This window comes from bacterium (assembly GCA_024226335.1).
GTDB lineage: Bacteria > Myxococcota_A > UBA9160 > SZUA-336 > SZUA-336 > JAAELY01.
In genome coordinates, this window is sequence record JAAELY010000240.1 from 1 (window position 1) to 24,029 (window position 24,029).

Consider the following 24,029-nt stretch of genomic DNA (forward strand, 5'->3'; position numbering starts at 1 on the left):
CAGCGTTCCGATCAAGATCCCCGATAGGTGTTTGGTGCAGACGTGGTCTGCAACCGTGAGAGAAACGCAAGACAGAACCGAGGAGAAGCGAAGCGCCTGAAACAAACGACCGGAGCAACACTTGGCCGGCGTCAACGGACGTCTGCGCCTATTGACAACCGGGGGCCTGATAGGTGTTATACGGCTGTTCGCGATGAGCTACACCTCAATGAACGGGGAGGCCCTACTTAAGGGGGAGCTTCAACGCGGCGCAAGGACGACCCGCACCTTTCGATTGAGACATTGGAGTTGAGCACCCGATGGGATCGAATCGAACTGAACGTGCGCTGGATGCGAAACCTCCAACGTTTCGGCGTCGAGCCACTGCAGCGTAAGATCCAGGCCCACTCCGCTTGCCGAATAGGAGCCGCCACCGCATTTGCCACGGTCGAATGTGACGTACACCTGCGAGTGGGGAGGATCGTGGTCGAGTTCGAACTCAAGAACTCGAGCCTTCGCCCAGCCTTCCGGAGAGAGGACTCCGGGTTCGTTCCAGTCCGCGAGATTCTCGGATGAGCAGCTCACTGCTACGACCGTCGCCAGGAGCACCGCACGAATCATCTGCACGCCGGCTAACTACTATTCGACAACCGCGCTCCATGCGCGGCTGAGTCGGATAACGTCCGACCGTCAAAATCATTTTCTCCCAAAGAACAGCGGCTTACAACCCGTTTCGTCTTATTCGGCGCCTTATTCCGACCGTGCGAGTCGCATAAATATTTATCTTGGCAGGCTGACGGGCCGGCGTCCTGCCTGATCTCTGGCGAGGGTCGGTGACTGAATCGCTCGGTGCCAACGGTGGACTTCGGTCCGTTCTCCGGTCGATTCTCCGGATCGGAAGAGCGGGAAGCCGCGCTAGATACCCGAACCCGAGTCTTCGTACCCGACGTGGATGCCGCATTCGCGGTTTTCTTCGGACTCCCACCACCAACGTCCGGCGCGCTCGTCTTCACCTTCGCGGATGGCTCGACTGCAGGGCGCGCAGCCCACGCTCGGGTAACCCTCTGCGTGTAGCGCGTTGATCGGAACACTGTTTCGGTTCACGTAGTCGAGCACATCGGAGCGAGTCCAGGCGGCCAGCGGGTTGAACTTGATGCGACCGTCGTGCACCTCATCGACTTCGATGTTCGCGACGTTTTCACGCGTGACGGACTGGCCCGAGCGCAGTCCCGCGATCCAGGCGTCCAGGTCCGCCATCGCGCGTTCGAGCGGTTCAACCTTGCGCACCGCACAGCACTGCTTGCGCTTGTCGGCGGTCTCGTAGAACAGGTTCAAGCCGTCCTTGCGCACCATCGACTGCACACTCTCCGGATTGGGGAAGTACACCTCGACTTCCATGTCGTAACGATCGCGCACGCGGTCCATCAGGTTGTAGGTCTCCTGATGAAGTCGGCCCGTGTCGATCGTGAATACGCGCGTAAGCTTGGGGTCGATCTTGTGCATCAGATCGAGAATCACCAGGCCCTCGGGTGAACCGAAGCTGGCCGAAAGCGCGATGCGCGGGGCGAAGCGTTCGAAACCCCATTCCAGAACCTTCTCGGCAGACCAGTCGGCCATGGTGCCCGACTGCACCTCGTCGAGAATACTCGGCGCCATTCTAGGAGTGTCCACGAGCGTGAGCTGCGGCATCAACGCTTCCTTCCTGTAATTCTACGGTACCAAACCGTATGAATTCTTCGGTTCTTCGGGATATTAGCATAGTATTAGACTCGGGAATTATCGTCAAAACCCCGCTCTATTCTCGACTCCTATGATGTAGATTTATCCGCTCAGGTTTCCAGCTTCCTGCTCCGTTCTCAGGGTGTGAGGAAAATCCCCCAATCCCTCGCGGCAGTGCTGGTTCTGGTGCTTCTGGCCTTCTTGTCCGGAGTTGTCCCCGACTGGGCTGAAGCCCGCGGTCGCAAACATCGAAATCGCTCCGAGCCCGTCGATCTGTACGACGCATATCGGGTCGATGCGCTGGATCCGATCTCCGGCGGCGTGCCCTCCGACGTGCAGGTCCTGACCGATGCCGGGCCGCGCGCCTGGCCCAACCGGGTGCGTGAGGATTTTGAGCGGCGAGTGCGCGAAGAGTGGAGCACGGACCGCATCTACGGTCCGGTGCACGCGAACCTGGGAATGTGGCTGAGTTATCCGCTGGTGACCGCGCGGGTGGGTGGGCGCGTGCTGGTGCCCGTGATCGATCGCGAACGATTGCCCATCAGTGGACGCCTGGAATTGCCTGAGTCCAATGGACCGCGGCGCGTGATCGTACTGGTCGATGCATCGGCCAGCGCCAACTCGCGCACAGCCTTCCAGGGACCGAACGGCCGCACTGTGCAGATTCCCGTACTCGAAGCGGAGCGGCGCGCACTCGATCACCTGATCGAAATGCTCGACGGCGACACACTCGAGATCGGCGTGATCGCATTTGGCGAATCGACCTGGCCGATCATCAAGCCGGGCCGAGATCCGGAAGCGCTGCGAAATGCACTGGCGCGTTTCCGCCGCGAGTTTCCCAGAGGAGACGGACGCACCGACGCCGTGTGTGCGCTCTGGAGCGCACGCGACTGGCTCGAAGACACGCCCTCGGGAATGGACCGCGAAATCGTCCTGCTGACGGACGGCGATCTGCCGCATTCCGGGCGCTTTACCGAGTGCCGCATGTCTCGGGCCTCCAAGAATCGGGACACCTCCGCGTGTGAGGCGCGACGCAATGTGTCGCCCTGTCCGTCGAGCCACGTGTTCGGTCGCGGTGATGGCATGTCCGATATCGTCCAGATGGCCAGCTTCGGGCGCAAGAACCGGCGCAAGCTGCGCGTGCATCCGCTGGTCTTCGAGGCGGATCGCAGCGCGCGCGTGTGGCAACAACTCGCGCGGCGCACGCGTGGCCGCATGGTGCGCGTGCCCTCGCCGGCAGCCATCGAGGTCGCCCTGCCCGCCCTGGTGTCGCGCAGCATCAAAGGCCTGTTCGCGCGCAATGTGACGACGGGCAACCAGACCCAGGACCTGCTGGGCGAAGATCGCAGTCACTTCACCGGGGAGCTTCAGCTACAGCAGGGAGCCAATGACGTGGAAATCCGCGTGGAGAGCGAGCGCGGCCTGTCCGGTCTGTTTCGCTTTCGCGTGTACTCGGAGCCGGGCTATCTGAAACACTACCTGGCCGAGTTGCGAGACGAGAACGAGAGCTTGAAGAGCGCTCGCGACACACTGGTCGAGGATGCCCGCTCGCAAGGCAAGGCGAAGCAGATCGAGCGCCAACGCAAACTCGAGATCGAAATACCGGCCGCTCCGCGCCGCTGAATCGGGTTCTCGACGCTGGATCACCGCCCGACAGCGGCGATCGCGGCGTTCTTTCGGGAATCTCTGGCAGAGCCCGTCCGACGTGGCAGAATGCCCTGAATGTCTTTCAAGGTCTTCATAGACGGGCACGCGGGCACCACGGGTCTGCGCATTCGGGACTGGCTTCGGGATCGCGACGACCTCGAACTGATCGAGATCGAAACCGCGCAGCGCAAGAGTCCCGAGGCGCGACGCAAATTCCTCAACGCCGCGGACCTGGTCGTCCTGTGCCTGCCCGATGATGCAGCCCGCGAGGCCGTGTCGTGGATCGACAACCCGGATACGCGCGTGATCGACACGAGCACGGCCCATCGGGTGGCCGACGGTTGGGTGTACGGAATCCCCGAACTCCTTCCCGATCAACGAGAAGCGATCCGTTCCTCGAAGCGGGTTTCGAATTCGGGTTGTTATGCCCTTGCATCGGCGATCACCCTGCGGCCGCTAGTCGACGCAGACCTGCTGGACAGTTCTTCCCCCATCGCGATTCACGCCTTGTCCGGTTACTCGGGTGGCGGACGCCAGAAGATCGAGCAGTGGGAGGATCCGGAACACGGGTTGTTGACGCTTCCCTACGAAGCGCCGTACTCACTCGACAGATTGCACAAGCACATGCCCGAGATCCAGAAGCACGCCAGACTGGATCACTCTCCTGTGTTCGTACCCGCAGTCGGACCCTTTCGCTGCGGCATGCGCGTGCAGATTCCCCTGCACACCACGCAATTGAAGCCCGGGAGCGGCGACGCGAGCGTCAGCGGGAAACAGCTCTGGGAGTGCCTCGACGCGCGCTATCGCGGCGAGATCTTCGTCAAGGTGATCCCCGTGCAGGAACCATTCGCGAGTGACGAACGCGCGCTCGATCCGCGGGCGTGCAACGATACCAATCGCATCGAACTGCGCGTCATCCCGCACCCGGCGGGACACGTCCTGCTGGTGGCCACGCTCGACAATCTCGGCAAGGGCGCAGCCGGTGCCGCCATTCAGAATCTCAACCTGATGCTCGGCGTGGCCGAGGACGAAGGCCTTCCCGCCTGAACAGATGAGTTGTGGTCAGAACCAGGGCCTGTCAGTGGCGATCGTCTTCCAGACGTTCGCCGAGCAGATCGACGACCAGTTCCGAATCGATGCGCTGGATGCCGAGACGCGAGATGCGCGTCATCTCTGGTCGAGGTGCGTGGTACATCTCGAACCAGCGACGCGATGTCGTATCGTGCACCAGGATGCGGAAGTATCCGTCCACCTCGCGCGGGTGTGCAATCACCTCGATGCTCAGGTTCTCCGGTTGGACCGGCGCAATCTCGCGCACAGCCTGATAGAAGAGCGATGGCTCCATAGCGGCGTTGCGTCGGCGCAGCGAAATCCAATCCAGACAGGAAGGGGCCGAGTGAATGCGCTGTGATTCGAGCGTCGTGCCGAGTTCGCGCGCGCAGCGAGCGATCTCGAGGTCGCGCTCGTAGCCGGGCGCTGGACCTTCGGCCGCGTAGTAATCGTTGATCGTTGGCGGGTGCTCTCCGAAGAGAATCCCCAGGTACACGACGATGTTCTCCTCGACCTGCTCGTCGGTGTAGTAGGCCGGAATCTCCGGCGGCTTACCGGGAAGGCAGGCGAGCGAGAACACAGTCAGCGCCGAAACCGCCAGACGGAGACGCGTACGGATGAGCGTGAGAATCATGAATACGAAACTAGCGTCGGGTTTGTGTGACGGCCGCTGGCTGCGGCGTCAGCGGCGCAAGGAGGTGCCCGCCGTCCATTACTGACCGGACTCTCGCGCCACATCGGCGGACGCTCAAGAAGACCGGAATGAACCACCTCAGAGGCTCAGAGTGCAAACGCCAGCCACGCGGGCAACGCGGCAAACGCGAGCAACGTGGACAGGACGACCAGACTCGCAACCTCTTCCGGTGCGCGGTCGTAACGCTGCGCCATCAAGTAGTTGAAGACCGCCGCCGGCATCGCGCATTGAATGATCACGACGCTGCGCGAGATTCCTTCCAGTTCGAAGAACCCGGCCAGGAGTACGCCGACCGCCCCGCCCATGAGCAGGCGCGCACTCGCGAGCACGAGCGTGCGCGAGAAATTCGAAACGTGCATCTCTCCGATCGACACGCCCAGAGTGATGAGCATGAGTGGAATCGTGAAGTCACCCAGAAGGCCCGTGGTGTCGGTGATGAAGCCGGGAACGCTGACACCCGACCACAACACCGCGATCGCGATCGCCCCGGCCAACGCGAGCGGGTTGGTCAGCGGTTCCCGCCACGAAAACCTACCGGACCAGATGGCGACCCCGACGGTGAAGTGAGTGATCGAATGCGTCGCAAAAAACGCCAGACCGAGCGCCAGACCCTCTTCGCCCAGCGCGAACAGGCACAGAGGCATGCCCATATTGCCAGTATTGCCGAAGATCAAAGGCGACAGATAGGTGCGCGAAGGCAGGCGCATCGCGCGCAACAGCAACCAGCCCCCCGCCCCGCTGAGCGCCATGGCGAGCATCGAGATTCCAGCGAGGAGTACGAATTCGTCCGTGCCGCCCGCGAGTCCGACCATCTTCGAGAACACCAGACACGGTGCGCCCACGTTCATGATCAGGTCGGTGATCATCTTGCGATCGTAGTTCACGCCGAGGCGAACCCAGGTAAATCCGACGGCCGCGCAGATGAAGGTGGGTGCGACGATGCCGAAGAGTTCGAAGATCAAGGGATGGCGCCCCAGCTGGAAAGCCGGAGGGAATCGCTCAAGCGATCGCCGTCCAGGCCAGGTCGATGAGCATCATGCCAAACAGGCCCATGAGGTACAGCAGTGAAACGCTGAACAGTCGACGGGCACTCGCGGTGTCGCGGCGCCGGTGCAAAACGACGGCCTGGCCGAAGAAAACGCAGCCGAGCACGAGCGCACTGACTCCGTAGATCGGTCCCAACATCCCGTGGGCAAGCGGAAGCAAGCTCAGGGGAATCAATGCGGCAATCCACATCAAGATCCGTCTGCGCGTCGCCTCGGCACCGATGCGATCGGGCAGCATCGGAAAACCGGCCTGTCGGTAGTCGCTCTGGCGATACAAGGCAATTGCGTAGAAGTGGGGCGGCTGCCACATGAAGATGATGGCGAACAGGAGCCAGCCGGCGGCTCCAACACTCCCGCCAATCGCCGCATCGGCAATCAGCGGGCAGATCGCTCCCGACACCCCCCCCACGACGACGGCAAACGGCGTGCGCGGTTTGAGCCACAGGGTGTAGATGAAGACGTAGAAGGCGATCGCGGCGAGCGCGATTCCGGCGGGAACGGGCCCGGCCGAAATCCAGAGCGTTGCCACGGCCAGTAGCGAAAGCGTCAGACCGAAGATCAGCGCATGGACCGGCTCGATCTGGCCCGAAGGCAGAGGACGCGATCGGGTGCGCTCCATTTGCGAATCGCGATCTCGTTCCAGGTAGCTGTTCAGCGCATTCGCGGCCCCGGCGGCAAGGGCCGTTCCGAGCAGGACCACGATCATCACATTCGGGCTGGGCCAGGCGCCTCCGGCCATGATCAGCGCAGGCAAGCCCGAGAACAGAACGAGGGGTAGGAGCCGTGGTTTGGTCAGCCCGAAATAGCTCGCAACCGTACTCATGAAGCGGCTCCTCCAGACCGGAATTCTGCCGGACGCATTTCGACCCTCGAGCGATCGAGCCTACCGATCGGCCTCGGACCGGTCAAGCGGATCCCTTTGTAGATCGAGCATCTGCATCGCTTTGCGGGCCTTGCCTCGCTGCGGACGCTCTCGAATTCGGGGTCGCTGGGGAGTTCTGTTTCCCCGGGTCCGCCCGGAGCTCTACTTGAGCTTGGTTTCCTTGAAGATCACGTGCTTGCGGACCTTGGGGTCGTACTTCTTGAGTTCGAGCTTGTCGGGGGTGGTCTGCCGGTTCTTCATCGTGGTGTAGAAGAAGCCGGTTCCCGCCGTGCTCTCGAGCTTGATCTTTTCGCGTGCGCCCTTGGCCATATCGATCTCCTGGAAGGATCGGGAGCTTGCCATATCGGCACCGATCTGTCGCGAGTTCAGCGGCTCTCCTCTCGGGATCCAGGCTTGACGGGAAGAGGGGTTCCTGGGATTTTGGCGCTAATGTCGTTGCCGCTAGACGGAATCCGGGTCGTAGAAATCGCCACCTTCGTGGCCGTCCCCTCGGCCGGAGCCCTGCTCGCCGACCTGGGCGCGGAGGTCATCAAGGTAGAGGTCCCGCAGGGGGAAACCTACAGGAACAGCCGGCCCAGGATGGCCGGTTTCAAGGTCGAGTTCGACGCCTCGCCCCAGTACGAGATGAGCAATCGCGGCAAGAAGTCGCTGGTTCTCGACCTGACTCGCCCCGAAGCCCTCGAAGCCCTGCGGCGCGTGATCGATCGCTGCGACATAGTGCTGACGAATATGCTGCCCGGGCGCTGTGAGCGCTTCGGGCTCGACGCCGCCACTCTGCGGCCCGAGCGACCCGCCCTGATCTACGCCGCGCTCAATGGCTACGGACGTGGCGGCGAGGAAGCCGACAAACCCGCCTTCGACTACGCAGCGTACTGGGCGCGCACCGGCATGATGGACCTGATTCGACATCCCGACGCCGCGCCGACTTTTCAGCGTCCCGGAGTCGGCGATCACGCTGCGGGCTTGAGCCTGGTCTGCGGAATACTGGCGGCCCTTCGCACGCGCGACAAGACGGGTGAGGGGCAGGAGATCGACGTGTCCCTGTTGCAGATCGGGATGTACGTGCAGGGCAATGACCTGTCCCAGGTTCTGGTCGCGGGCCACTCGCCGCCCTTGCACGATCGCGCCAAGCCGGCCAATCCACTCTGGAACTTCTACCCGACGGCAGACGAGCGCTGGATCGTGGTCGTGATGATCGAATCGGATCGCTACTGGCCGATCCTGTGCGAAGCCCTCGAGCGTCCGGATCTTCTGGCCGACGAACGCTTTGACGGGCCGGTTCCGCGGTTCCGCAACTCGCAGGCCCTGGTCGAAATCCTCGACGAGGTATTCCGCTCGCGCACCTTGAGCGAATGGGAAGTCATACTGACACAGCATCGTGTGATCTGGTCTCCCGTCCGCGAGATGCACGAGATCCTGGACGATCCGCAGGTCAAGGCGATGGGTTATCTGGAAACGGTGGACCATCCGCGCGTCGGTCGCTTCTCCACGGTCGGTGCGCCGCTGAGCATGTCGGCCCATCGCCTGAGTTCGAACCGACCCGCTCCCGAACTCGGCGCCGACAGCGAAGACGTCTTGCGCGAGTCCGGCTTGACCGCGCAGGAAATCGCGAAGCTCCTGCCCTGACCCGGAAGTCCGGCCGCCGCGCGCTCAGCTCGGCTTGAGCGCGTCGACGACGCTCCAGTAACCGGTCGTCGCGCGGCAACGCGCCGAATCGAAGCCCGCCGCTTCCAGGGCTTTGTGCAGACCCGATTGCGTCCACTGCTGACCTTCGGTCCACACCAGCATGTCGAGATCGACCAGCGCATTGGCCAGCGGTCCCGAACCGTCTTCGGCGATGAGCTTTTCGTGGATGATCACGCGCCCCCCGGCCGGGAGCGCGGCCCACGCGCGACTCAGGAGTTCGTCCCCGGTCTCGGGCGACCAGTCGTGCAGGATCTGCGAGAACAGGATCGCGTCGTGATCTTCGGGGAAGGGATCCTGAAAAATGTCTCCGGCGCGCATCGACACCTGATCCGCCAACCCGGACGCGTCCAGGTAGCCTCTGGCCAGCTCACAGACCGAAGGCAGATCCCAGATCGTGCACTCCAGACCGGGAGTCCGGCGCGCGAGTGCGATCGAGAGCGCACCGGAACCGCCGCCGACGTCGAGCACGCGCGACGCACCCGGGAGATCGAGCAGCTCGGCCAGTGCAGCGGCGGGCCCCTCCGAGATGCTGTGCATGGCGGCGGTGAAGGCGCTGGCGCGTTGCGGATCTTGCGCGTGAGCCTGCCAGGGATCGCTCGATCCGTACACCGAAGGTCCGTCTCGCTTCAGGGCCTCGAGCAAGAGCGCGGGGGTCATGGGGTTGTCGACCTCCAGGTCGATCAATCCACCCACCCACCCGGGCTTGCCGCGCACCAGAAACGCCGCCGCATCTTCGGCGAGTGCGAACCCCTCCTGTGTAGACTGAACGAGTCCCATGGTCTGCAGTGTTCTGAGAAGCAGGCGCGTCGGGCGAGGCGATAGCTCGAGGCGCTGCGCCAACCGCTCGACGTCGCAGCCCTGCTGCGCGAGCGCCTCGAACACCCCCAGACGCACCGCTGCGGCCAGAGCTGCACTCTGACGACTTGCGATATAGGCATCGTAGATCCGCTTGTCGCTTGGCACGGCCCCAGAGACTACTATCCGGGCCTCCACTAGGGGAGGTGGTGAATTGAAGGGCATCATTTTGGCGGGTGGCTCCGGCTCGCGGCTCTACCCGATCAGTCAGGTGGCGAGCAAGCAGCTCCAGCCGATCTACGACAAGCCGATGATCTGCTATCCACTGTCCACGCTGATGCTTGCGGGCATCCGCGAGATTCTGCTGATCTCCACTCCGCACGACCTGCCTCGCTTCGAAGCTTTCCTGGGGGATGGCTCGCGCTGGGGAATTTCGCTGAGCTACGCGGAACAGGCCCAACCCAAGGGGATCGCGCAGGCCTTCATGATCGGCGAAAGCTTCATCGCGGAGGATCCGGTGGCCTTGATCCTGGGCGATAACGTCTTCTACGGCCGCATGCACCTCGACGAGGCCGTCGGTGAGTTCACCAGCGGCGCATTGATCTTCGGTTATCCGGTGGGAGACCCGCGCCGCTACGGCGTGGTCGAATTCGATGCGGCGGGCAAGGTCCTGAGCCTCGAAGAAAAGCCGGAACAGCCGCGTTCCAATCTGGCCATCCCCGGCCTGTACCTCTACGACCGCAAGGTGGTGGAACTGACGAAGACGTTACAACCCTCTGCTCGGGGTGAGCTGGAGATCACGGATCTGAACAGGGCCTACCTCGAACGCGGCGAGCTTCGCGCGATTCGCCTGGGTCGCGGCATCGCCTGGCTCGACACCGGAACGCACGAGAGCCTGCTGCAGGCGGCGAACTTCATCGAGACCATCGAGCACCGGCAGGGCTTGAAAATCGCCTGTCTCGAAGAAATCGCGCTGCGCCAGGGCTTCATCAACACGCGAGATCTCGAAGCCCTGCTCGACGAGATGCCCGCCTCGGAGTACCGGGACTACGTCAGCCGCGTGCTCGCGGAACCGCTCTAGAGAGGATGGCGAGATTCCAGCGTCGGCGCGTGGTGAAGCCGGAAGACATCGACATGCTCGGGCATGTGAACAATGCGGTGTGGGTGGGGTTCATCGCCGAACTCGCGCATGCGCACGCATCTTCCCTGGGTTTCTCGATGCGCAAACTGCGCGAGTACGGTGCGATCTGGATCATCCGCCGGCACGAGATCGACTACCATCAGTCCGCGCTCCCCGATGAAGAACTGATCGAAGAAACCTGGGTCGAATCGATGAAGGGCGCTCGAAGTCAGCGAAACGCGCGCTTCACGCGCGCCAGTGACGGCGAGCTACTGGTCGAATCGAAGACGACCTGGGCGTTTGTCGATTCGGAGACGCTGCGGCCCAAGCGGATTCACAAAGACGTCCTGGCCGCATTCGCTCCCGAGTAGCTCGCCCAAAATGACGTTATGCGTCATGGGGCCGATCTCGGAGCCATTTCGCGAACGAGCCGCCGCGGGTTAGAGTGGAACCATGGAGGATACTCTTCCGATTCGTCCCATCGGCCCGTCCTCCGGTGCCTTTGCCGTTCCCCTGGAGCGGCCGGTGGGTTCCGAACTACCCTCGGAGACGCGCCCGCGCATCTATCTTGCGCCACTCGAATCCCGGATGGACGCGCGCGTGATCCGGGCGAGCCTGGCCGCGGCCGGCGAGGCCTTTCCGAAGTGGATTCCCAGCAATCGAGTCACCACTGCGAGCAAGGGTCTGAAGGATTCGTTTCTGGCCGGAGATCCGGTGCTCGTACCGCTTTCGCCCCCACGCACGGGACCCGATCGCCTGGCGCGACTGCTCGCCTGGGCCGCGCGCGAAAACCGCGAGGTCGACCTGATCCCGATCGAAACACTCTGGGGTCCGGCGAATCACTCCGCGTCGCTGTGGAATCTTCCACTGGGCAATCCGTACGATCCGCCAGAGTGGTCGCGCTGGATCCACGTTCGAAGGAAGGGCCGCGTGCGCGTGATCATCGGCTCGCCCGGGACACGTACCGCGCTCGAAGGCGAAGTCCAGCAGCCCGGTGACACCCTGCTGCTCTCCGCCTACGTGCGACAACAGGCCGTCAAGGCGCTGTCCGTCACCCAGCGACAGGTCTTTGGCGATCACTACAAGGTGCCGCGCCTGCTCGTCGAGCAGATCATGGGCCAGGTGGAGTTCCAGGATCGCGTGGCAGCCGCAGGTGCTTCCGCGGGCATGACGCGAGAAGAGTCCCTCAAGCTGGCCGAGCGCGGACTGCGCGAACTCGACACCCGCCACAACCGCTATTTCATGGAGATCTTCCGACGCTTTACCGGCTGGGTGCTGGGCATGGCCTACGACAGCGAGATCTGCGTCGATCCCGAACAACTCGAAAAGCTGCACAAATACGGACGTGAATCAGCCCTGCTCTTCATTCCGTCGCACAAGAGCAACTTCGACCACCTGACGCTGTACAACTTGTTGTTTTCTTCCGGATTCCCGCCGCCCCACACGGCCGCGGGCATCAACATGAGCTTCTTCCCGATGAGCTACATCCTGCCGGGGACGGGCGCCTACTTCATCCGCCGCTCCTTCCAGGACGACCCCATCTACAAGGAGTGCCTGCGCGGTTTCATCCACTATCTGGTGCAACGGCGTTTCCACCAGGAGTTCTTCATCGAAGGCGGGCGCACTCGTTCGGGAAAACTCCTGCCGCCCCGCTACGGAATGCTGAATTACATCGTGGACGGCGTGCGCAAGAACGACGTCGATGAAGTGCGCATCGTGCCCACGGCCATCAACTACGACGAAATCCTGGAAGTCGGGGAGTACGTTCGCCAGCAACTCGGCGACGCGAAAGAAGCGGAGAGCTTCTGGTTTCTCGTGAAGATGATCCACGCGGCCCGCTGGAACAAACTGGGACGCGTCTACGTTCGCTTCGCGGAACCCATCTCGTTGCGCGAACACCTCGAACGCTCCGGCGACGACGCACTGGTCGTCGAGAAGCTCGCATTCCAGATCTCCAATCAGATCAACGCCACCATGCAGATGACCGCGGTCAGCATCGCCTGCTCTGTGCTTCTGGGCGCGGGCCGGCGAGCTCTGACGCGCAGTCAGTTCATCGAGCGAACGCAGCGCGTTCTGGACTACGCGGAAGCGCGCGGAATTGCAGTGACGGACGAGGTGAATAGCGGCGCCGAAGCCACCGTAGAAGCAGCCGTGAAGGCTCTGGACGGAAAATCGGTCATCGAATGCTACCTGGACGGCAACGAGCCCGTCTACTTCGTGGCCGAGAGCGGTCACAACGCGGCTTCGTACTATCGCAATACCGTCATCCATTTCTTCTTGTTGAGGGCGCTCGCATCGCTCTCGGAAGAAGCCGCCAAACACGGCGACGACATCGAGTCCTGGGCCCTGCGATTGCGCGCCCTGCTGAAATTCGAGTTCTTCTTCAGTGAACGCGATGTCTTCCGACAGGAAGTCGCATTCGAACTCGAGCTGATCCAGCGCGATCGCGAAGCCGGCAAACCACCGTTTGGCGCGGCCGGTCCGCGCATCCTGCTCGACTTCCTGGAGAGTTATCAGGTCGTGACCGAAACGCTGCGCACCTGTAGCGATCCAGATACGCCGATCTCGGAAGCCGATCTTCTGCGGCGCTGCCAGACGATCGGCCGACAACTGCTCCTACAAGACCGTGTGCAGGCGCCGGAGCTGCTGAGCAACATCAACTTCAAGAACGCCCTGCATCTGATCGTGAATCAGGGTGCAGCAGAGAAGACGAAGGCGGGCTACATCCCGAATCGCCCGGCGGAACTCGAAGTTCTCGCGAAAGATCTCGATCATCTGACAAGCGTGAGCCGCTGGTTCTGAGCGCGGCCGACGGGTCGAGATCGAGGAGCCTGCTGCGTGGCGAGCTGATTAAATAGGAAGGGGCGGAAGCACTAGCGGCGGATCCCCCCCCAAAGTTCCAACCGCCTGCGCTCCCGCCCTCCCCTGAAATCTCGTGTGCGGGAAAGCGTTCCGCGACTACGAGAGATTGATCGGCAGTTGCGTATGCGACTGAAGCAATTTTTGCGGGGTATCCGCAGAAAATCAGACCGTAGTAAAATCCACCCGCGTTAGGCGTTCGAGCATCTGGGAGAGCGAACTCTTGATGACACGCTTCATCAACCAGCCCGTCCCCGGAATCCGGGCCGCGAAACGCACACGCCAGCTGATCTGTGTGCCGCCGTCCGCCTCCTCGAAGAGCACTTCTGCCACGTAGTCCTTCACCGGAACACCGCTGACCATGCGGTACCCGAAGCGCTTGGGCGGTTCGAAGGCGGTGACCTCTTCCTCGATCGCGATTCCGTTGGCCCGGATCACGCGGATCGCGCCGAGTCCGTTCGGGGCCGGTTCGCCCTGCTGGCGCAGCACCACCTCTTTGACGCCGGCCCATTTTTCATAGCCGACATGGTCTGTGTAAACCGCCCAAACCTTCTCGGGCGGAGCCTGGATTCTTGCGCTCAGTTCAAACTCTTCCATCGACAGACATCTTAGCGTGCGGTATCGGAGTTCGTGTGACTCGTGTGCTGCTATTCCTGGTTCTCTGGACAGTCCCGCCCGCGGCCTGGGCCGGTCCCGACCTCCCGGGCGCACTGCGCACGCTGATCGGAGCCCCCGTGGTGATGGTGGGAGATGCCGGCGGTGGCCTGGGCCTGATCGGAGCCTCCTTGATCGCGACCAGCGGAGACGTGCTCAGCCTGGTAGACGACAACCGAGCGACCGCACCGATTCTCGGCGGCGCGCTCAGCTCGGGAATCCAGCGCATCGGCCTGGGGCTTTCGGGCCTCTCGACCGGCCTCCTCGAAGGTCTGCGCGGCGAGGACGTGGAGCGCCTGCCCGAACCGCCCGAGCACTATCTGGACACCGAACCCGGCTTTGGCCGACTCGACACGGCGCTCAGCGGCTTTGGCGCCCTGCGCCTGGCGATCCTCGACACGCTCAGCGCCCCACTCCTTTTCGGAAGCCAACTCGCGGGTGCGAGCACACTCAGCGAACGCCTGGAACACTGGCGGCACGAGGCGCGCGTGAACGCGCTGGGGCCGGACCCGGCACCATGAGTTCAACCCAGCGCCCGCCGGGAAGTCGCTCCGACGAGTACGCAAAGTTGAATACTTCAGCACGCGACGCGAAGCACCGGCGGGAAACGGGCAGGATCGTGATCGAAGAACCGCTCGAGATCCGGCTCAGTGGAGAACCGATCGCGGTGACGATGCGGACGCCGGGACACGACATCGAGTTGGCGCTGGGCTTTCTGTTCAGCGAGAACATCGTCGGGGACGCCGATGAAATCATCTCGATCGCGCACTGTGATGAGAACGGGAACGTGGTCGAGGCACACGTGGATCCCGACGCGCAACAGGTGCACCCGCCGGCGCAGCGCGCCTTCTTTGCGAACTCGAGTTGCGGAGTGTGCGGCAAGGCCAGCATCGAGGCCGTGCGCTTGCACACACCGAGCGTTGCAGACGACACGACCCATATCGCGCCAGAACTGCTGACACGACTCGCATCCGGACTTCGCGAGCTACAACCCTTGTTTCGCGAAACCGGATCGCTTCACGCCGCGGCACTTTTCGACCCCGCGGGGCACGCTCTGTGCGCACGTGAAGATGTCGGTCGGCACAATGCCGTCGACAAGCTGATCGGCTGGGCGCTGAGCGAAGGCTTCGGGGATCTGGCCGGACACTTGATGTTGGTCAGTGGTCGCTGTGGTTTCGAGATCGTGCAGAAGACACTGATGGCCCGCTTGCCGATCCTGGCCAGCGTTTCGGGGCCCTCGAGTCTGGCCCTGGACCTGGCCAGAGATTCGGGCATGACTCTGGTCGGATTCCTGCGCGACGACGAGATGAATATCTACACGGGCGGCCAGAGACTCAGCTGAGTTCGCTGCGCCCCTCGTCCGCTCCCTTGGCCTCGATCTCGGCTGCGAGTTGTCGCAGGCCCGTCGGCGCTTCGGCCTGTAGCGAATCTCGGTTGTAGTAGGCCTTCACGCCCTTCCAGCCGCCGCGGGTCATGTGCACCGGATGGTACTGGTGGGTGACCAGCGACTTGTGCCACAGACTGATGGGCCGGATTCCCGCGAGCAGGAGGCGATTGCGAATATCGGAGTCCTCCTTTCCACTGTCCTTGTAGGTCTCATCGAAGCCGTTGATCTTGTAGAAGCTGTCGCGATCGACCGAGAAATTCAGTCCGTACATCTTCGGCTTGTGTCGCTTGCGCGCGGCGATATACACCAGGCTGCGCAGATGCACCGACCAGAGATGCGCTTTCTCCATTGCGCTGACCCGGCGTTCGATCTCACCGGAGTGCACCATATCGGGCGTGAGCGCCTTGGTTTCGTCTTCGCTCAAGCGCACGTGACCGCCGACTGCAAAACAGCCGGGCCGACTCACTTCCAGGTGCTGCTCGACGAATTCCGGCGCCGGGATGCAGTCGCCATCCGAGAACACCAGGGCGGACGCCTTGCTATGCAGGACCGCGCGATTGACGGAACGCGACTTCGTAAAACCGACGTCCGGCTGCCAGACGTGCACGATGGGTACGGGGAAATCCGCAGCGTGGCGGTCGATCAAGGCCTTGGTTTCGGGTCTGGATCCGTCGTCGGCAATGACCAGTTCGAAGTCGCGGGTCGTCTGGCGGGCGAAGCCGTGCAACGCGATGTCGAGCAGTTCCGGCTGGTTGTATGTCGACAGCAGTACGCTGGCGCGAAGTCCCATGGCCGGATCCTAGCAAGTCCAACACGGTCCGCCCCGTCGAAGGATTCCCCGCTATTCAAATTTTCGCTCGGACCACCACGGGTAGAAATCGGGCAGGTCCGCGCTCGGCCGCAGCGCGAACGCCGGTTTGCGCTTTTCCAGGAACGACGCGACGCCTTCGTGCGCGTCAGCGCCCTCTCCGCAGGCGCGGATCGCCCGCGAGTCGACCTTATGGGCTTCCATCGGGTGATCCTGTCCCAGCATCCGCCACATCATCTGCCTCGAGAGTGTGATCGAAATTGCTGATGTGTTCTCGGCGATCTCGTGCGCGATCTCATTCGCGGCCGCCAGTAGATCTGTCGGTGCGTGCAGGCTGCGCACGAGCCCACCCGCGAGGGCTTCGCTCGCCGGGAACACTCGCCCGGAGTACACCCATTCCAGCGCCTGGCTGATTCCGACGACACGCGGCAGAAACCAGCTAGAGCAGGCTTCGGGAACGATCCCCCGACGCGCGAATACGAATCCGAGCCGGGCGTCCTCAGAGGCGATACGGATATCCATGGGAAGCGTCATGGTTGCGCCCACGCCCACCGCGGGTCCGTTGATCGCGGCGATCACGGGTTTCTTGGACTCGTAGATGCGCAACGTCAGGCGCCCACCTCCGTCGCGCAGTCCGTCTACGCCCACGTCGGGACCGCGATCACCGTGGTCGAAGGTTCCGGAACCTCCGGAGAGATCCGCACCGGCGCAGAACGCGCGACCGGCGCCGGTCACGATGATCGCGCGAACCTCGTCGTCGGCATCCGCGCAATCGAAGGCATCGAGGAGTTCGAACAGCATGCGACCCGTGAACGCGTTGAGTTTTTCGGGGCGGTCCAGCGTCAGGGTCAGTACATGGTCCGCGACTTCGTAGCGAATCTGTTGATAGTCCATCTCGATCTCCTCATTGTGCTGCGACGAGCTGAAGACTTCGCAGCCGGTTCAGCGCACTCGCGATTTCGAAGCGGCGTGCGCGTGCGCGATCGCCGAAGCTCTGCTCGGTGATTCCTTCCAGCCCCTCGTACTCGATGGTGCGGTCAATCTCGTCGAGCAGCTGGGCCAGACTGCCCTTTCCATCGCACAATCCGCGCGAAAGAGCCAGCAGCACATCCCCGACCATGCGCGCCTGGGCGGGATCGACCAGCTGGTACAAGAGCGCGACATCAATCTCTTCTCGACCGAATTCGATCGCCCGAGTCTTCACGCTGCGCACGCGCTCGGAGCGGCGACCGCGACTGGCGTCAAAACTCTTGGGATCTGGAATGCGGGCGGACGCCGTCGGCCATGGGCCGGGAGGACGGGGCGCCGCGTCACCCAGGGGCAGGAACTGCACCACTTTTCGCGCCTGCGACGTGACCTCGCGCGGCTGGTATGCGTCCATCTGGATCACGCAATCGGCGACGTCCAGATAATCCCCGGCACCGCCGACGACCATGAGCGACGAAACACCCCGCTCTTCCCAGAGCTGGCGCACGCGATCCAGGTAGGGCGTGATCGGCTCCTGCGCCGCCGGTACCAGCGCCCGCATGCGCGCGTCGCGGATCATGAAATTGGTTGCAGCCGTGTCCTCGTCGATCAGCAGCGCACTCGCGCCGGCTTCGAGCGCTTCGACGATGGCCGCCGCTTGCGATGTACTGCCCGACGCGTCGTCGGTGTCGAAGCGATCGGTGCGCCGTCCGAGCGGCAGGTCGCAGATAAAAGCGCGCAGATCGACGCCACGCGTCGACCTGCCGTCTTCGGCACGAATCGTCTGCGCTGCGGCATCGGTCACGCAAGCTTCGCGACCGTCGCCGAGAATCTGATCGTAGACGCCGAGCGCCAGCGCCTGCAGTAGCGTCGACTTTCCGTGATAACCGCCGCCGACGATCAACGTGACACCTCTGGGGATCCCGAGTCCGCGCACTCGCCCCGCATGCGGCGCTTCGAGTTCGCGCGCGAGTGCATCGGGCACCTGAAAAACCAGGCCGTCGCTCAGGGGGCGCGGATCTGCACCGCTGCATCGGGGCAGAACGGAATCCTGCGCCACGAACGCGAGCAACCCGTTTGGAGCGAGTTGGGCGCGAAGGGCCACCTGGTCTTCCACCACCTCGACGTGTGCGCGCAGGCCGCGATCGTCGAGATGCTCGAAGACCGCGGCGACCGCATCCGGCAATTTGCGCACCAGCATCGCCTGCGCTTCGCGAGCCAGGATCCTGCGCCCCGACGCCGGAAGCCCGGCCGTCAAGCGCACGCGAACGGCACCTTCCCGCGAAACGCACACGGCCGTGCGCTCGAGCACTTCCTGAGCGGGTGCTGAAATCTCGAGCCGTCCGCTCTTGCCGCTGCCGGCCGACACGGATTGCGCGCGAAGCGACTCTCGAAAAGCTCTCAACAGAAAGTCGGCACAGGCTCGACGCGCGTCGGAGTTTTCCAGGGCGAACTCCGGCAGGTCGGCGCGCGCGGGAGAGACGTCGACACGCACACGACTGGGCGCGGCGAACGGATCTCCCTGAACGTGATCGATGCAGAGGTCGAATCCGTCCAGGGAATAGGAACGCCCGCGCAGGTCCTTGTAGAAGCCGTAGGGTTTTCGGTCGATGCGCCCGAGCGCGGCTTGCAGATCCGCCGCCGAACTCATGTCACCGTCCCGGCTCCCGTCTCGCCGAAGCGATGCTTCGCCTGCCACAGCGCGTAGGCGATTCCGGCAAAAGGAAGCGCCGACACAACACCGCCGATCAAACCCGGTCCGCGCTCATCGAGAACACACCAGATGAGCATGCCGAGAGCGATCTGTATTACGTAGAGCGCCGCCCAGGGATGCATCCAGGAACGCATCTTGTGGAAGCCGACAAAGCCGGCCGCGTAGATCGCCCAGTGCAGCGGTGCCGTCAGCTTCGCCGCCCAGCCCGTCAGCAGGAACCCGAACCAGACCTCCTGGTCTTCCGCAACGGGCTTGATGAAGATGTCCCACGGCAGGTAGACGAAGCTCATCCACGCACAGAACACGAGCATGACGTTCATCCACCAGGGACGACCTTCGAAGAAATCGCGCAGCCCGTCGGGCACGCGTCAGTCCTGTTCGTCGAGCGGAGTGGTCAGGTTCCGCGCTCGCACGAAACGATCGATCGCTTCGTTCAGAGCTTCGGGTTGGTCGAAGTGGATCATGTGCCCCGCATCTGGCGTTTCGACGAATTCTACATCGGGAAAAAACCCGAGTCGACGCTCCAGTTCATCGGGCAGAAGATAGGCTTCGTTGTCGCCACCGCGTCGGGCGGTGCCGGTATCGCGGCGCCAGAACTCGCCGGAACGGCCTCCGTTGATGGCGAGCACCGGGCAGTCCATACGGGCCCACATCTGCTCGATCTGCTGGAAATTGAAACTTCCCCAGGAGGTCATCAGGAAGGGATCCCATTTCCAGCGCAGGCCGCCCGATTCGTGCGCACGCGTCCCCTGCTCAGCCAGAAAACGGGCGCGTTCCGGGTCCTGGGCCAGACCCGGATGATTCTTCAGGATGCGCTGGACGGCTTCGTCGAGATCCGCGACCCGACGGCCACTCGGGCTGATCCGATCGAGCATCTCGATCATGCGGCGGGCCCAGAACAGACCTGCCTCGCGACTTCCCTCGCCTTCCCAGGGCGGTGGGCCCAATCCTTCGATCAACACACAGGCGCGCGGAACTTCCGGAAATAGACCGGCGAACTGCACGACGAGTTCACCGCCGAAACTGTGTCCGACAAGGACCGGCTTCTCGAGTTCCAGTTGCACGATCGCCTGACGCAGATCGAGCACGAAGTGCGGGAGCGCGTAGTAACCCACGTGATCGCTGTCGCCGTGGCCACGAAGATCGATGGTCACGACGCGGAAACGATCGGCGAACGCGCGCGCAATCGAATCCAGGCTCCAGGAGAGATCGCGCATTCCGTGCACCAGGAGCATGGGAGGAGCTGTCTCGTTTCCGTAGTCCAGCGCAGCGATCTCGATCTGATGGCTGCGAAGCCGTAGCCGCTTCACCCCATTCATTGACTTTCGCATTTTTTTCGGCTTCACTTTTCAGACACGAGCCAGACGGACGCGGGTCCAACAGACACGAGTTTCGGTACGGATCCAGATCTCAGTACAGGTCCAGATGAGTGGATAAATGGAGGGCAAAGATGAGAGCCGGATTTTCAATTGCGAGCACGGATCGAGTCGAACGACGGGTTTCGTCGAAACTCAGCCCTTCCAGAAACGACACGTTTCAGAGCCGCTCGAGCATGCTGGTCGCGGCGTCCGCAACGGCGTCGAAGGAAGTCGCCATCTCCAGGTTCCGCAGCCGACTGCGCAGTAGCGATTTCTGCTCCACCGATACGGAATCGAGTTTGCCGTCGATGGCCTCGGTTACCTTGAGCACGTCGCGCTCAGTTTCCAGGTCCAGCAGCATGAGCAAGAGCCCCAGATCCTCGGGCATGCCGTAGCTCTTCAGGTACTCGCGGAACGTGCGGAAGAAATTCGGCGTTCCGCGGGATTCGCGGAGGCGTTCTTCGAGACGCAAGCGACCGCGATCCGCCTTCTTCCCGAAGAGGCGATCCTCGACCTGGCGGCGATAACGTGCCGTCTGTTGACGGGCTCGACGTTGCGAGTTCTGCGATCCCCGACTTGAACCCGACGGTTTCGCGTCGGTAGTAGAGCCGTCTCTGGCCCCGTCGGCCCGGCTTCCGTTATTTCGGGATCTGGAGCGGCGGGAACGTCTGCGACCGCCGCTCTTGCTCCCGCCATTCGAGCTGGCGGAATTTCCGTTTCGGTTTTCCGGGCGACTCTTGTCGCCTTCCCCGAACGAGACCTTCTCTCGATCGCTCACCCGCTTTGCTCCTTGCACTGGAGTCGTAGACTCTTCCGGAGACTCGAGTCGTAGACTTTTCCGACGAACCGAACCCTGAGGCTCTTCCTATGACGAAAGCCCAGGGACTCCTCCGCTCAGACTCTGATCGCGCCCCTGCACGCGTTTCCCGATTCCAATTCCCGATCGAACTCATGGGTCGAATTCCAGTCGAAACTGGCCCCCGCACGAATCCGAATTGAAGCTCCGGAAACCATGCGCGTCGTCGGGCTTCCCGACGACGGTGACCCGGCGATCCGCGTCTACCTTCTCGAGAAGCGGGTCAGCAGTCTCCCACCAAACCCCGTATCGAGAGCATGCCTCATCTGCACGCGCATGTCTTGTCGAATTTTCAGGATCCGGTTTCCAGGCTCTCCGGGCGGATGGGTAACCTTGCGGCCCCCGCGGTGCTATGAGAGTTTGAGATCGACAGGAACCGACACAGGAGACCAGCATTGTCCGACTCGAACAGGTCCGGTTTTGGGGGAATATGGGTTCTGGGGCTCTGGGCTCTGACGATCGCCCTCGCCTACGCGGGCCTGGGAGGCTGGTTGGCCGAAGGAGTCGAAGGGATCGACCCCAGCTCCCTGCCGATTTTTCTGCCCCTACTGACGGGATTGGGACTGTTGGTTTCGATCACCGTCACGATCGTCTGGGCGCGCGGCCGAACTCCCGAAGTTGCAGAAGGTGCACCCGCTCCCACAGGCCTGGGCCGCCGCCGTTTCATCACGGGAGCAGCGGCCACGGTCGGAGGAATCGCAGGAGTGGGCGCGGCAACGATCGGCCGCGTGAGCGGTTGGGCCCTGGTTACGGGTCCCGCTCTCGGTCCCGAAACCATCAAGACCGATCCGAATCCGCGCGCTGAGTGGAAGGGTTCGCGCGTGCAATCGTACCGGCGTCTCGGACGAACGGGCTTCGAGGTATCGGACATCGCTCTTGGCTCTGGAAAGATCACCGAGGAAAACGATGGCGAGGCGATCGCGCGCGAAGCCATCGAGCGCGGCGTGAACTACTTCGACACGGCGCCAGACTATTCGGGTTCCAGCTCAGAGAAGGCGCTCGGACACGCCATCAAGGGACGTCGCGACAAGATGTTCCTCGCCACCAAGTTCTGCAGACCGACGGGTCATATCAGACAGGGCTCTTCGGTCCGCGAATACATGGAAGCAGTCGAAGCCAGTCTCGTGCGTCTGCAGACCGACTACGTCGATCTGGTGCACATCCACTCCTGCGATACGGTCGAGCGCCTGCTCGACGAGAACGCGCACGAGGCATTCTCGCGGCTCAAACAGCAGGGCAAGGCGCGCTTCATGGGCGTCACGTCGCACACGCCCAATCTGGAAGAAGTCGCCAATGCTGCACTCGAGTCGAATCGCTTCGACGTGATGATGTTCGCCTATCATCACGGCGCATGGCCTGAGCAGGCAGGAATCATCGATCGCGCGAAGGCCAAGGACATCGGCATCGTGGCCATGAAGACGCTCAAAGGCGCGCTACACCACGGGCTGGCGGGCTTCCAGGAAGATGCGGACGCATTCTCGCAGGCGGCCTTCAAGTGGGTGCTCTCGAATCCCTCCGTCGCCTGCCTGGTAATTTCCTTCTTCGAGCACCAGCACCTGGACGAGTACCTGTACGCATCGGGCAAGGCGCTGACGAAAGCCGACACCGCACTTCTGGAACGATACGATGATCAGATCGCAGGCAAACACTGCTATGCGCAATGCGGCGAGTGTCTCGACTCCTGTCCCGAAAACCTGGCGATCAACAACGTACTGCGACACCGCATGTACTTCGAGAACTACGGCACCGAAAAGGATGCGATCGAGCACTACGCCAGACTCGACAAGCAGGCCGACCGGTGCATCGGCTGCAGCGCAAACTGCGCCGGTTCCTGCCCGCACGGCGTCCCAATCCAGGAGCGCATGATAGGCGCGCACCGCATGCTGACGCTCAATGGCTGAGTTGAAGGAGATCACGAGCGGACTCGGTTTCCCCGAAGGCCCGATCGCCATGCCCGACGGGAGCGTGATCCTGGTCGAAATCCGGCGGGGAACCCTGACCCGGGTGCGACCCGACGGTACACAGGAGATCATCGCAGAGACCGGAGGCGGCCCCAACGGCGCCGCGATCGGACCTGACGGTCACGTCTATGTGTGCAATAACGGCGGTTTCGTCTGGCACGACGTCGCGGGTCTGACACTTCCGGGACAGCAACCCGATGATTACTCCGGCGGCAGCATTCAGCGCGTCAACATCGACACGGGCGCGGTCGAAACACTGTACAGCGAGTGCGATGGTATTCCGCTGCGCGGTCCCAACGACATCGTTTTCGACCGACACGGGGGTTTCTGGTTCACCGATCACGGCAAGATCCGCGACAGAGAACGCGATCGGACCGGCTTTTTCTACGCCACACCCGACGGAAAGTCGATTCGCGAAGTCGTCTTCCCGCTCGAAGCGCCCAATGGCATCGGCCTGTCTCCCGAGGGGGATCGGGTCTATGTGGCAGAGACGCCGACAGCCCGAGTCTATTACTGGGAAGTCGCAGGCCCAGGAGAGATCAAGCCACAACTATCTCCCAACCAGGGCTATCTACTGGCGGGCCTGGGCGGCATGCAGATGTTCGACTCGCTGGCCGTCGATGCACAGGGAAACGTTTGCGTAGCGACGCTCGTCAACGGCGGCATCTCGATCATCTCGCCCGACGGCACGTCGGTGCGACACGTGGCGATGCCCGATCCACTGACGACGAACATCTGCTTCGGCGGAGAGGATATGCGCACGGCGTACATCACGCTTTCGGGCACGGGAAAGCTGGTGTCAACGCGTTGGGAAACACCGGGGCTGAAGCTCGAATTCTGAAACCTC

Annotated in this window: 24 protein-coding genes; 10 read left to right on the forward strand and 14 right to left on the reverse strand. The window is 62.8% G+C overall.

Features of this window, described 5'->3' with window-relative positions; genetic code table 11:
• Positions 1-240: 240 nt before the first annotated feature.
• Both GY725_12020 and GY725_12025 read right to left on the reverse strand, forming a co-directional pair.
• Positions 241-606, reverse strand: coding sequence for a hypothetical protein (locus GY725_12020; protein MCP4004911.1), 366 nt, complete (start codon positions 604-606; stop codon positions 241-243).
• A gap of 288 nt (positions 607-894) precedes the next feature.
• Positions 895-1,635 (reverse strand): phosphoadenylyl-sulfate reductase, encoded by a 741-nt coding sequence (locus tag GY725_12025; GenBank protein MCP4004912.1) that lies wholly within the window; start codon positions 1,633-1,635, stop codon positions 895-897.
• A 207-nt stretch (positions 1,636-1,842) separates the two neighbouring features.
• Between GY725_12025 and GY725_12030 the strand changes: the two genes are divergently transcribed.
• Both GY725_12030 and argC read left to right on the forward strand, forming a co-directional pair.
• Positions 1,843-3,321, forward strand: coding sequence for a VWA domain-containing protein (locus GY725_12030; protein MCP4004913.1), 1,479 nt, complete (start codon positions 1,843-1,845; stop codon positions 3,319-3,321).
• 99 nt (positions 3,322-3,420) lie between these two features.
• The gene (gene argC / locus GY725_12035; protein ID MCP4004914.1) at positions 3,421-4,392 is read left to right on the forward strand and encodes an N-acetyl-gamma-glutamyl-phosphate reductase; all 972 of its coding nucleotides are present in this window, start codon (positions 3,421-3,423) and stop codon (positions 4,390-4,392) included.
• A gap of 31 nt (positions 4,393-4,423) precedes the next feature.
• Here the strand turns inward: argC and GY725_12040 are convergent, their stop codons facing one another.
• The 4 genes from GY725_12040 to rpmG all read right to left on the reverse strand — a co-directional run bounded on the left by GY725_12040 (position 4,424) and on the right by rpmG (position 7,327).
• On the reverse strand, positions 4,424-5,029 hold the full coding sequence (locus GY725_12040) for a hypothetical protein (protein ID MCP4004915.1): 606 nt from the start codon (positions 5,027-5,029) through the stop codon (positions 4,424-4,426).
• A 146-nt stretch (positions 5,030-5,175) separates the two neighbouring features.
• Positions 5,176-6,051: an AEC family transporter gene (locus GY725_12045; protein ID MCP4004916.1), complete on the reverse strand. Its 876-nt coding sequence runs from the start codon at positions 6,049-6,051 to the stop codon at positions 5,176-5,178.
• Between the two features lie 37 nt (positions 6,052-6,088).
• Positions 6,089-6,958 carry a protoheme IX farnesyltransferase gene (locus GY725_12050; GenBank protein ID MCP4004917.1) on the reverse strand — a complete coding sequence of 290 codons (870 nt, stop codon included), beginning with the start codon at positions 6,956-6,958 and terminating at the stop codon, positions 6,089-6,091.
• 201 nt (positions 6,959-7,159) lie between these two features.
• Positions 7,160-7,327, reverse strand: coding sequence for a 50S ribosomal protein L33 (gene rpmG / locus GY725_12055; GenBank protein MCP4004918.1), 168 nt, complete (start codon positions 7,325-7,327; stop codon positions 7,160-7,162).
• A gap of 120 nt (positions 7,328-7,447) precedes the next feature.
• Here rpmG and GY725_12060 point away from each other — a divergent pair, with 120 nt between their 5' ends.
• Positions 7,448-8,644, forward strand: a complete 1,197-nt coding sequence (locus tag GY725_12060; protein ID MCP4004919.1) for a CoA transferase — start codon at positions 7,448-7,450, stop codon at positions 8,642-8,644.
• 24 nt (positions 8,645-8,668) lie between these two features.
• On the opposite strand, the gene GY725_12065 is transcribed toward GY725_12060, so the two are convergent.
• Positions 8,669-9,667 carry a methyltransferase domain-containing protein gene (locus GY725_12065; protein ID MCP4004920.1) on the reverse strand — a complete coding sequence of 333 codons (999 nt, stop codon included), beginning with the start codon at positions 9,665-9,667 and terminating at the stop codon, positions 8,669-8,671.
• Positions 9,668-9,713: 46 nt separating this feature from the next.
• On the opposite strand from GY725_12065, the gene rfbA reads away from it, so the two are divergent.
• The 3 genes from rfbA to GY725_12080 all read left to right on the forward strand — a co-directional run bounded on the left by rfbA (position 9,714) and on the right by GY725_12080 (position 13,421).
• Complete coding sequence (rfbA, locus tag GY725_12070; GenBank protein MCP4004921.1) at positions 9,714-10,580, forward strand: glucose-1-phosphate thymidylyltransferase RfbA; 867 nt, start codon at positions 9,714-9,716, stop codon at positions 10,578-10,580.
• A gap of 5 nt (positions 10,581-10,585) precedes the next feature.
• Positions 10,586-10,990 carry an acyl-CoA thioesterase gene (locus GY725_12075; GenBank protein MCP4004922.1) on the forward strand — a complete coding sequence of 135 codons (405 nt, stop codon included), beginning with the start codon at positions 10,586-10,588 and terminating at the stop codon, positions 10,988-10,990.
• Positions 10,991-11,144: 154 nt separating this feature from the next.
• Entirely contained in the window at positions 11,145-13,421 is a 2,277-nt protein-coding gene (locus GY725_12080) for a hypothetical protein (protein ID MCP4004923.1), read from the forward strand.
• Positions 13,422-13,643: 222 nt separating this feature from the next.
• On the opposite strand, the gene GY725_12085 is transcribed toward GY725_12080, so the two are convergent.
• Positions 13,644-14,075: an SRPBCC family protein gene (locus tag GY725_12085; protein ID MCP4004924.1), complete on the reverse strand. Its 432-nt coding sequence runs from the start codon at positions 14,073-14,075 to the stop codon at positions 13,644-13,646.
• A gap of 35 nt (positions 14,076-14,110) precedes the next feature.
• Here GY725_12085 and GY725_12090 point away from each other — a divergent pair, with 35 nt between their 5' ends.
• Entirely contained in the window at positions 14,111-14,653 is a 543-nt protein-coding gene (locus GY725_12090; GenBank protein ID MCP4004925.1) for a hypothetical protein, read from the forward strand.
• A complete protein-coding gene (gene fdhD / locus GY725_12095; protein ID MCP4004926.1) occupies positions 14,650-15,474 on the forward strand; it encodes a formate dehydrogenase accessory sulfurtransferase FdhD in 825 nt (274 codons plus the stop codon). Before GY725_12090 ends, fdhD begins: the two co-directional genes overlap by 4 nt.
• Here the strand turns inward: fdhD and GY725_12100 are convergent.
• The 6 genes from GY725_12100 to GY725_12125 form a co-directional block, all read right to left on the reverse strand.
• Positions 15,467-16,309 carry a glycosyltransferase gene (locus GY725_12100; protein MCP4004927.1) on the reverse strand — a complete coding sequence of 281 codons (843 nt, stop codon included), beginning with the start codon at positions 16,307-16,309 and terminating at the stop codon, positions 15,467-15,469. The genes fdhD and GY725_12100 overlap by 8 nt on opposite strands.
• A gap of 51 nt (positions 16,310-16,360) precedes the next feature.
• On the reverse strand, positions 16,361-17,221 hold the full coding sequence (locus tag GY725_12105) for a crotonase/enoyl-CoA hydratase family protein (GenBank protein MCP4004928.1): 861 nt from the start codon (positions 17,219-17,221) through the stop codon (positions 16,361-16,363).
• A 10-nt stretch (positions 17,222-17,231) separates the two neighbouring features.
• Positions 17,232-18,944: an ABC-ATPase domain-containing protein gene (locus GY725_12110; GenBank protein MCP4004929.1), complete on the reverse strand. Its 1,713-nt coding sequence runs from the start codon at positions 18,942-18,944 to the stop codon at positions 17,232-17,234.
• Complete coding sequence (locus tag GY725_12115; protein ID MCP4004930.1) at positions 18,941-19,372, reverse strand: hypothetical protein; 432 nt, start codon at positions 19,370-19,372, stop codon at positions 18,941-18,943. The genes GY725_12110 and GY725_12115 overlap by 4 nt, the downstream gene beginning before the upstream one ends.
• A gap of 3 nt (positions 19,373-19,375) precedes the next feature.
• A complete protein-coding gene (locus tag GY725_12120) occupies positions 19,376-20,326 on the reverse strand; it encodes an alpha/beta hydrolase (GenBank protein ID MCP4004931.1) in 951 nt (316 codons plus the stop codon).
• A gap of 217 nt (positions 20,327-20,543) precedes the next feature.
• Positions 20,544-20,837: a hypothetical protein gene (locus GY725_12125; protein MCP4004932.1), complete on the reverse strand. Its 294-nt coding sequence runs from the start codon at positions 20,835-20,837 to the stop codon at positions 20,544-20,546.
• A gap of 779 nt (positions 20,838-21,616) precedes the next feature.
• Here GY725_12125 and GY725_12130 point away from each other — a divergent pair.
• Together GY725_12130 and GY725_12135 are read left to right on the forward strand one after the other, a co-directional pair.
• Positions 21,617-23,122, forward strand: a complete 1,506-nt coding sequence (locus GY725_12130; GenBank protein MCP4004933.1) for a hypothetical protein — start codon at positions 21,617-21,619, stop codon at positions 23,120-23,122.
• 1 nt (position 23,123) lies between these two features.
• Positions 23,124-24,023, forward strand: coding sequence for an SMP-30/gluconolactonase/LRE family protein (locus tag GY725_12135; GenBank protein ID MCP4004934.1), 900 nt, complete (start codon positions 23,124-23,126; stop codon positions 24,021-24,023).
• Positions 24,024-24,029: the final 6 nt, after the last annotated feature.

What these genes read in the sequence shown, in the direction of transcription:
- GY725_12025 (MCP4004912.1), bottom strand. Translation starts at nt 1,635, where the DNA reads ATGGCGCCGAGTATTCTCGACGAGGTGCAGTCGGGCACCATGGCCGAC.
- argC (MCP4004914.1), top strand. Translation starts at nt 3,421, where the DNA reads ATGTCTTTCAAGGTCTTCATAGACGGGCACGCGGGCACCACGGGTCTG.
- GY725_12040 (MCP4004915.1), bottom strand. Translation starts at nt 5,029, where the DNA reads ATGATTCTCACGCTCATCCGTACGCGTCTCCGTCTGGCGGTTTCGGCG.
- GY725_12050 (MCP4004917.1), bottom strand. Translation starts at nt 6,958, where the DNA reads ATGAGTACGGTTGCGAGCTATTTCGGGCTGACCAAACCACGGCTCCTA.
- rpmG (MCP4004918.1), bottom strand. Translation starts at nt 7,327, where the DNA reads ATGGCCAAGGGCGCACGCGAAAAGATCAAGCTCGAGAGCACGGCGGGA.
- GY725_12060 (MCP4004919.1), top strand. Translation starts at nt 7,448, where the DNA reads ATGTCGTTGCCGCTAGACGGAATCCGGGTCGTAGAAATCGCCACCTTC.
- GY725_12075 (MCP4004922.1), top strand. Translation starts at nt 10,586, where the DNA reads ATGGCGAGATTCCAGCGTCGGCGCGTGGTGAAGCCGGAAGACATCGAC.
- GY725_12085 (MCP4004924.1), bottom strand. Translation starts at nt 14,075, where the DNA reads ATGGAAGAGTTTGAACTGAGCGCAAGAATCCAGGCTCCGCCCGAGAAG.
- fdhD (MCP4004926.1), top strand. Translation starts at nt 14,650, where the DNA reads ATGAGTTCAACCCAGCGCCCGCCGGGAAGTCGCTCCGACGAGTACGCA.
- GY725_12100 (MCP4004927.1), bottom strand. Translation starts at nt 16,309, where the DNA reads ATGGGACTTCGCGCCAGCGTACTGCTGTCGACATACAACCAGCCGGAA.
- GY725_12105 (MCP4004928.1), bottom strand. Translation starts at nt 17,221, where the DNA reads ATGGACTATCAACAGATTCGCTACGAAGTCGCGGACCATGTACTGACC.
- GY725_12110 (MCP4004929.1), bottom strand. Translation starts at nt 18,944, where the DNA reads ATGAGTTCGGCGGCGGATCTGCAAGCCGCGCTCGGGCGCATCGACCGA.
- GY725_12120 (MCP4004931.1), bottom strand. Translation starts at nt 20,326, where the DNA reads ATGAATGGGGTGAAGCGGCTACGGCTTCGCAGCCATCAGATCGAGATC.